The 7,704-nt window shown below is 70.9% G+C and carries 6 protein-coding genes; 3 read left to right on the top strand and 3 right to left on the bottom strand.

Annotated elements, in window-relative coordinates; genetic code table 11:
• Positions 1–1,105 (top strand): hypothetical protein (locus tag KGQ19_RS45875; RefSeq protein ID WP_212021453.1); only part of this gene is annotated, 1,105 nt, incomplete at its 5' end.
• Between the two features lie 63 nt (positions 1,106–1,168).
• On the opposite strand, the gene KGQ19_RS45880 is transcribed toward KGQ19_RS45875, so the two are convergent.
• On the bottom strand, positions 1,169–2,011 hold the full coding sequence (locus tag KGQ19_RS45880) for a helix-turn-helix domain-containing protein (protein WP_212021455.1): 843 nt from the start codon (positions 2,009–2,011) through the stop codon (positions 1,169–1,171).
• Between the two features lie 98 nt (positions 2,012–2,109).
• Between KGQ19_RS45880 and KGQ19_RS45885 the strand changes: the two genes are divergently transcribed.
• Both KGQ19_RS45885 and KGQ19_RS52410 read left to right on the top strand, forming a co-directional pair.
• Positions 2,110–3,015, top strand: a complete 906-nt coding sequence (locus tag KGQ19_RS45885) for a phytanoyl-CoA dioxygenase family protein (RefSeq protein ID WP_212021457.1) — start codon at positions 2,110–2,112, stop codon at positions 3,013–3,015.
• 74 nt (positions 3,016–3,089) lie between these two features.
• Positions 3,090–4,895: an RICIN domain-containing protein gene (locus KGQ19_RS52410; protein WP_212021459.1), complete on the top strand. Its 1,806-nt coding sequence runs from the start codon at positions 3,090–3,092 to the stop codon at positions 4,893–4,895.
• Here KGQ19_RS52410 and KGQ19_RS45895 read toward each other — a convergent pair.
• Together KGQ19_RS45895 and KGQ19_RS45900 are read right to left on the bottom strand one after the other, a co-directional pair.
• Positions 4,828–5,571: a hypothetical protein gene (locus KGQ19_RS45895; RefSeq protein WP_212021461.1), complete on the bottom strand. Its 744-nt coding sequence runs from the start codon at positions 5,569–5,571 to the stop codon at positions 4,828–4,830. The two genes, KGQ19_RS52410 and KGQ19_RS45895, sit on opposite strands and share 68 nt — an antisense overlap.
• A gap of 60 nt (positions 5,572–5,631) precedes the next feature.
• Positions 5,632–7,704, bottom strand: a 2,073-nt coding sequence (locus KGQ19_RS45900) for a helix-turn-helix domain-containing protein (protein ID WP_230420462.1), incomplete at its 5' end; no start/stop codon positions are given.

Genomic DNA, 7,704 nt, shown 5'->3' on the forward strand with positions numbered 1-7,704 from the left:
TCCGCTGATGAAGGCGGTCAGTGCGGCCCCGACCCACCGCGTCCGGGGATTCCTGACCTCCGTTGTGGCCGGGGCCGCACTGACCGCCTTCATCAGCGGATGCGTGGCGGGGCGGGTGATGCTGATCGTCGTAGGACTGGTTCTGCTGCCGGCCTACGGGCTGCTCTACTACCTCGCCGTGCTGCCCCGTCTTATCCGTGAGGCTCCCACCGGCGTCCCGCGCACGGTGACCGCACTGGCGATGATCGAGAGCCTGGAGGCGGTCGGGGGCGCGGACGAGGCCGGCGATGTGGCGGTGCGCTTCGAGCTGAGCGTCGTGCCGGACGAGGAGCCCGGCTTCCGCGTCGAGTTCCGGGAGTACATCAACCTCGTCGCCCTCCCCCGCTACCAGCCGCGCGGGATCGTGGTGGTGCGGTTTCCGCGGGAACGGCCGTTGAAGGTACGGATCCTGACGAAGCCGACGTCGGAGTGGGCGGAGCGGGCCGCCACGGCGGCCCTGGACTCGGTGCCGGGGTCGGCTTCGAAGGACGTTCCGTCGGTGAGCGGAAGCGGTTGTCTGCTCACGCTCCTGGGCATGGTGGTCGGTGCGGGCGCGATCCTGGGGCTGTTCCACAACCAGGTGTTCACGTCGGACAAGACCGCGGCCGCGTCGAATCCGCCGGCTTCATCGTCATCGACGTCGGACACGACTACCACGACTACGACCACTGTCACGTCGGACGTCGGGACGGTCTCGCTCGGCGCGGGCCAGTCGATGCTCGATCCCGGCACGCTGCAAACCTCCGTCCAGTCAGTGACGAAGGATGACGCCGGCCGGCAGGCGCTGACCGTCGTCGTGCAGGACGACCAACTGACGATCGTCTTCCTCCCCAGCACGGTGAAGGTCGGCGGCTTCGACCTCGATTCGCTGGCCTACGACCGCATCCCCGCGCTGGTGCGGGAAGCCGAGAGCACTCCCGGCATCGGCACGCCGCAGCGTTGGCAGGCGACCGCCACCAGCCTCGGCGGGTCGGTCACCATCCGGATCGTGGTGACCGGGGACAAGGGGGCCGGGACGCTGGCCGCCGATGGGCAGGGCAAGGTGATTCAGCACAGTGGCGGTTGACAGGGGTTGATTCGCGGTTCTGGTTGATTCGCGGTTCTGGTTGGTTCACGGTTTCTGGGTGGTTCACGGTTTCTGCTGGCGCCGAAAAGCGCTCGGCGCCAGCCCGATGCTCTTGGTGAAGATCCGCGTGAAGTAGGCGGGGTCCGGATACCCGACATCCTCGGCGATCCGCGCGATCGGCCGGTCGGTGTCGGTCAGCAGCGACTTCGCCCGGTTCAGCCGCAGCCGGGTCCGGTAGTCGGTCGGCGTGGATCCGGTCAGCTCCCGGACCGCGGTGGCCAGCGTGTCCCGGGAGACCGCGAGCTGCCGCGCGATGTCGCCGATGGCGATCGGCAGATGCGCGTCGCGCTCCAGCAGTTCCAACGCCCGCCGAGCGGTGTCCCGGCGCCCCGGCTCGTGCTGCGTCGAGGCCGGCCGCACGGTCCCGACCGAGCAGATCAGCGTGTGCAGCAGGGCCGAGGCCCGCACGTGCCGGGCCAGCGACTCCGGCTGGGCCCCCGATTCCAGCAGCTCCGCGAACACCGCGCCGGTCTGCCGCGCATCGACCGGTGCCACGACGGCCGGCCCGCCGCCGAGGTATCCCAGGTCCTCGTACCGGACCGCGGCCGGGCCCTCGAACAGGACCCACAGCTCCGACCACTCCCCGGGCGAGGGCCCGTAGGAGTGCGGGACGTCCGGCGGCAGCCAGAAGAACGAGCCCGCCGCGACGTCGTGGGATTCGGGCCGTCCGGGCAGGGTCAGCTGCCCCGATCCGGACGTCACCAGCACTCCGGCGTAGCTGCCGAGTCGGCGCCGGGCCCGGAACGCCCGCTGCCCGGTGATGCGTCCGACGCCGGTCACGGCCAGCCCCAGCGCCGCTACTTCGGCCGGGGGTGTGGAGTAGAAGGCGACCGAGGTCGTCGTCATCGCGGCGCCGGCCGATACAGAGTCGGTCGACAAAAGTCCAAATGCCAGCGGAACCTGTGCATGGCCGGAGCATATCCCTAGTACGCACGATGGCTCTCATGCCCGCCACTCGATTCCCGGACTCGACGGGAGTCCTCACCGCGTCCGGTCTCACCTCGAACGGCTACCGGCTCGCCGAGGACCCCGGCCGGCTCGGACGCCTGGAGCCGGTCCCCGAAGCCGACCGCGCCGACGCCCGGAAACTGAGGCGGCGCCTGGCTCACAGCGGCTGTCTCTACCTCCCGGGCCTGCTCGACCCGGACCTCGTCCTGGACTTCCGGCGCCATTACTTCGCGGCCCTGGCCTCGGCCGGGCTGATCGTGCCCGGGACCGATCCCGTCAGCGGCACGGCCGCCGACAAGCCGTCGATCGACCAGAGCGCCCTGCGCCGCATCCTGTTCCAGGAGGTCGTTCCCGGTCCCGAATACGAAGCCCTGTGCCGTACCCCCGCGCTCGTCCAGCTGTTCGCAAAACTCTTCGAAACCGACCGCCTGCACCTGCACCGCCGCAAGATCATCCGGCACGTCGGACCGGGCGAGAGCGGCATCGGCACCGCGACCCAGGCCCACTACGACCTCGTCTACCTGCGCGAGGGCACCGACCACGTGCTGTCCGCCTGGATCCCGCTCGGCGACGTCCCGCTGGCCCGCGGGCCGCTGATCTACCTCGAAGGCAGCCACGGCAAAGTGCGCGCACAGGAAGCCGCCGGAACGCTGAAACGCCCGGCCGCCTCCATGACCGCCGACCTCCCCGCGCTCGCCGACGACCACGACGCCCGCTGGCTCGTCACCGGCTTCCGGGCCGGCGACGTGATGATCCACACCGCGCACGTCATCCACGCGTCCCTGGACAACCGCCACCCCGACGGCGGGTTCCGCCTGTCCACCGACATCCGCTACCAGCCCGCCGACCTGCCGGTCGACCCGCGGTGGCAGCGGCACTGGCACGACCGGGACGGCTTGTGACCGAGACGGTTTGTGACCCCGGACAGATCCGACCGACCGAAGCAAGGACCCTGATCCAGAAGAGAGGAACCGCAGTGGCCCCACCCCGCAAAACCCTCATCGCCGCCCTATGCGCCGCCCTCGCCGCGGTTACGCTGACCCAGGTCGACGCCGCCTCGGCCGCGGTGAACCCGGCCCACGGCCGTCCCGCGCCGAGCTACACGATCGGCATCGGAACGGTCGGCACGCACCCCTTTCAGGACGACACCCCGGCCAGCTCGTTCATCGACAAGGACGGCTCGTTCCACTTCCAGGAGTCCGATTCCGAATACGGGGCCACGGGTCCACGGGACTGGAGCTTCTACTCCGGGACGAACTTCGGCGACGCCACGTACGACGCGTCGACCAGCACGGCGGTGGACCCGGCGAATCCGCAGGACAAGAACGGCGACACGACGTGGCGGTGCAACAACGGCCCGACCGGCGTCGCGTCGAGCTACGACCCGAGCCGGAACTCCTACACGCAGAAGGATTTCTGCGATCTGCTCGGCACCTGGGTCGACCCGGACACCGGCGACTGGTACGGCCTGGTCCACAACGAGTTCACCCCGCAGCCGTTCGGCGACGGCTGGCACTACGACGGCATCGACTACGCGGTCTCGCACGACCAGGGCAAGACCTGGGCCATCGAGGGGCACGCGATCACCTCGCCGTACAGCACCACCCGCGGCGACGACAGCGCGTTCCCGAATCAGACCTATGACTACGGCGACGGCGACCAGCGCCTGTTCGTGGACTACGCGTCAGGGTACTTCTACGTCTACTACTCCTCGCGCGTGATTCCCAAGGGCGGCCAGGCCGGCGCCATGGACTGGCTGGCCCACGTGGCGCGCGCCCCGATCTCCGGCAAGATGGCCGGCGGCACCTGGCAGAAGTGGTACGACGGGCGCTGGTCGCAGCCCGGCATCGGCGGCAAGGAAAGCGACATGGAGCCGGTCGGCGCGGACTACCCGCTCGGCTACGTCCCGCCGGACAAGGACTACAACCCGGCCGACCCCGGCACCACCGACCAGCAGATCGCGGCCGGGACGCTGCCGGCCAAGTCGCCGATCGCGTACATGAACATCACCTACGACGCCTACCTCGGCCTGTACATCGGCCAACCGGCGGTCACCGGCGACACCGGGCCGCAGCAGTACTACGCGACTGACGACCTGGCCACGCAGCGGTGGCATCTCATCGGCGACACCGGCGCGTACACATCAGGGTCCTGGTACCGGTGGATCGTCGACGACGCCAACCTGGCCAACCAGATGATCGTCGGCAAGTCCTTCCGCGCCTACTGCTCGGTGGCCTGCCACAGCTCCGACGGCGAGTGGGCCGACACGACCATCGACTCCACCGCTGGGGCCCAGGCTCCGCTCGATCTGGCGCGTGCATATCGGATCGCCAGCGGTGACCACAGGGTGCTGACGCAGGAAGGTACGAACGCGATCTCGACCTCGCACCTCGGCCACGCGAATCAGACCTCGTGGAAGTTCGCCGCCACCGGCGACGGCGCCTACACGATCACCAATGTCGGCAGCGGCCAGGCACTCGGCGTCGACTCGACGGGTGACGCGGGCCGCGCTTGGGGCGCCAGGCCCACCGTCACCGCGATCGGCGCGGGCGGGCCGACTGTCGGACAGGAGTGGTTCCTGGTCCGGGACACTTCGGACAACGGCGGCAAGGGAACCTTCCGCCTGGTCAACCGCTACAGCGGACTTGTCCTCGGGCTGTCCTCGGATGACAGCCGGTCGGCGGAGACCACGCCCGAGCGGACGTGGACGGACGTCACCGGGAGCCCGGTCGGCGGCGACCGGAGCGCCACGGAACAGACGATCTCGTTCTTGCCGAACTAGGAGGCGCCTGCGCAGCTGCGGGGCGCGGTCGCAGGGGTCCAGGGGTACTCAAGTCTGCCCTCTGGAGTTCTGCCAGCCGCGCCCCACGCCGGGCGCCTTCCGCGGCCGTGAGCCAGAGCCAGCGTGGGACGACGTGCCAGAGCACTGGCACTATCGCTGAAGAGGAGGATGCGTAGCCGGTCGGGTCGAGTCGACGCTGCGTGCCGTGCCGCCACTCGAACCAGGCCATGGCGGCGGTTCCGCTGCTCAGGACAAGTAAGGACGCGACGATCCACGACGGTATAGCGAACGCCATCACGAGTCCGGCTGGCGCGGCCATCCACGCGAGCCTCCATCGGCGTCGGTAGAGCACGCCGATGCCCAGTCCCAGACCGACGATCCCGGTGTCCAGCAGGTGCCCGACACCAACTCCGGTCCACAGGCCGAGCAGCGTCAGGTCCAGCGCGGACGGCCGCACATCACGGCGCCGCGCCGCCAGCACCACGACCAGCACCAGCACCAGCACGTTGACGACGTCCTCGGCGGCCGGTTCGTCCAGGCGAACCAGTGCACTGTCAACGAGGAACCCGGCGAGTCCGGCCCCGAGGTAGACCCGCAAAGGGTAGGTACGCACCGGGCCGGCGGCTAGCGTCGCGAGGGCCAGGATCGTGCCCGATACCGCGAGTGACATCAGCATCCCCCAACGCTAGGGATTTCGATGTCGCATTTAACCCGTGGAACCACGCGTTTCCATTGCCTACTGCTTAAACCGCCCGGCCAGCTCGGTTCGCGAGCGGACCCCGAGCTTGCGGAACACCGAGCCGACGTGGCTCTCGACGGTCCGCACACTCATCGACAGCCGCGCCGCCACCTCGCGGTTCGTGAAGCCGTCGGCCACCAGATCCGCGACCCGCTGTTCGGAGGCGGTGAGCAGCGATCCGGCCCCGGCTCGGCGTCCCCGATCCAACTCGGCCTCGGCGAGCTGCGCGTACGGCCGGTGGCCGTGTTCGGTGAAGCAGTCGAGCGCGTCCTGGAGCGCCTGGCGTGCCTCGGGCTTCGCCTTGCGCCGCCGCTGCACCTGCCCGAGCGCGAGCAGGCTCCGCCCGCGCTCGATCGGCATCGGCGAGGCGGCGTGCGCCTGGACCGCGCGCGTCAGCGCTTCGGCCGCCGCGTCCAGCTCGCCCCGGGCGGCGGCGATCGTCCCCTGGATCCGCAACGCGATGCCGCTGAGCGTCGGGCGCTCCAGGCGCGCGCCGAGTTCCGCGAGCTCGGCCGCGACCACGGCGGCATCTTCCAGCCGACCGGCGGTGACCAGCGCCTGGCCGAGGTCGCCCTCGGGACGTCCGCGCGCCGACGGCTCGTGGACGTGCACCGTCCGCGCCTGCTCCAGCACGCCGGTCAGCAGCGTGATCGCCCGCTCCACGTCGCCGCGCAGCAGCGCGATCGTGGCCAGCGGCGTGTCCATGATCACCCGCACCAACGGAATCGGCGGCAACCGCTCCAACGCGGCGAGCAGGATCGCCTCGCCGCCGTCCAGATCACCATCCATGATCGCCACCAGCGCCCGCGCAACAGTCAGCGACGCCGGCTCACCGATCCCGGGCCCGGCCTCCCGCGCCGCCTCCTCGAACTCCGCCAACGCCTCCCGCGCCGCCCCAGGCCGCCCGGCCAGCACCTCGGTATACGCCAAATGCGCCAACAGGATCGCCACCGCGGAGGTCTCCCCCACCTCCCGCGCCCGCCGCACCATCCGCGTCAGCACACTGCGAGACGTGTCGAGGTCATCCACATACTTGATGCTGAGCCCGAAGCGCACCTCAGCCCGCTCAATAAACGGAACCCACCGCTGCCCCGCCTGCGCCACCCGAGCCCGCTCAACCAGCGCACGATCCACACCCCGCCCCGCGAACATGTCGATCTCGACCAACGCCAGCAACGCCGTCGCCAGCGCCGCCGGATCGGCCTCGGCACCGAGCCGATCGCAGATCCGGATCGCTTCGACTGCGCAGCGGCGTGCGTGGGGCGGGTCGCTCGCGACGTTGAAGTCGGCGGCGAAGGCGAGAGCCAGGGAGCGCAGGCAGGGGTCGGCGGCGGGCAGGTCACCAGTCAGGCGGGTCGGGACGCCGGCAAGGTCAGTACTCGGGAAACCACTCGGAGCGCCAGCCGCATCGCTGCGCAGGTCGGCCAGATCGCCGGTCGGGCGGGTCAGGTCGCCGGTCAAGTCAGCCGAGTCGGCCGGGTCGGCGCTGGCGCTGGCGGCACGGTCAGCAGTCGACCCGGCACCCGACCCGGCACCGGACCCAGCACCCGCCGCCCCGCCGCCCGGCTCAGCCAGCAGCGCCGCCTCCACCACCCGCTGAGCGGCGGCGGGGCCCTGGCTGTACAGCAGCGTGTGGGTGAACAGTGCCAGCGCGCGGCGGCGGGTCGGGGGGTCGGCGCCGGCCGGTGCGGGCCAGGCGGCGCCGGCCGGTGCGGGCCAGGCGGCGCCGGCCAGTTCGCAGGCCTTTGCGGTGTCGCCGCGCATGTAGTGCAGTTCGGCGGCGGCGATCTGGCGTTGGGTCAGGGCGGTGGTGGCCTCTGGTGGTGTGAAGCGGATGGCCAGGTCAGCGAGTTCGATGGCGGACGGGATCGCGCCGCGGTCGCGGGCGGCGGTGGCGCCGGCGGTGAGGTGGGCGGCGGTTTCGGGGTTCGGGGGTTCGGTGGCGGCTCGCATGATGTGGCGGGCGCGTTGCTCGGGGTCGTCGACGAGGTCGGCCAGGCGGCGGTGGAGGGTGGCGCGCGCCAGGGGCAGCAGGGTGTCGAGGGCGGCGGCACCGAGGAGGGGGTGGGC

The organism is Catenulispora pinistramenti, from assembly GCF_018274385.1.
In the GTDB taxonomy this organism is placed as follows: Bacteria; Actinomycetota; Actinomycetes; order Streptomycetales; family Catenulisporaceae; genus Catenulispora; species Catenulispora pinistramenti.

What these genes read in the sequence shown, in the direction of transcription:
- KGQ19_RS45895 (WP_212021461.1), bottom strand. Translation starts at nt 5,571, where the DNA reads ATGCTGATGTCACTCGCGGTATCGGGCACGATCCTGGCCCTCGCGACG.
- KGQ19_RS45880 (WP_212021455.1), bottom strand. Translation starts at nt 2,011, where the DNA reads ATGACGACGACCTCGGTCGCCTTCTACTCCACACCCCCGGCCGAAGTA.
- KGQ19_RS45885 (WP_212021457.1), top strand. Translation starts at nt 2,110, where the DNA reads ATGCCCGCCACTCGATTCCCGGACTCGACGGGAGTCCTCACCGCGTCC.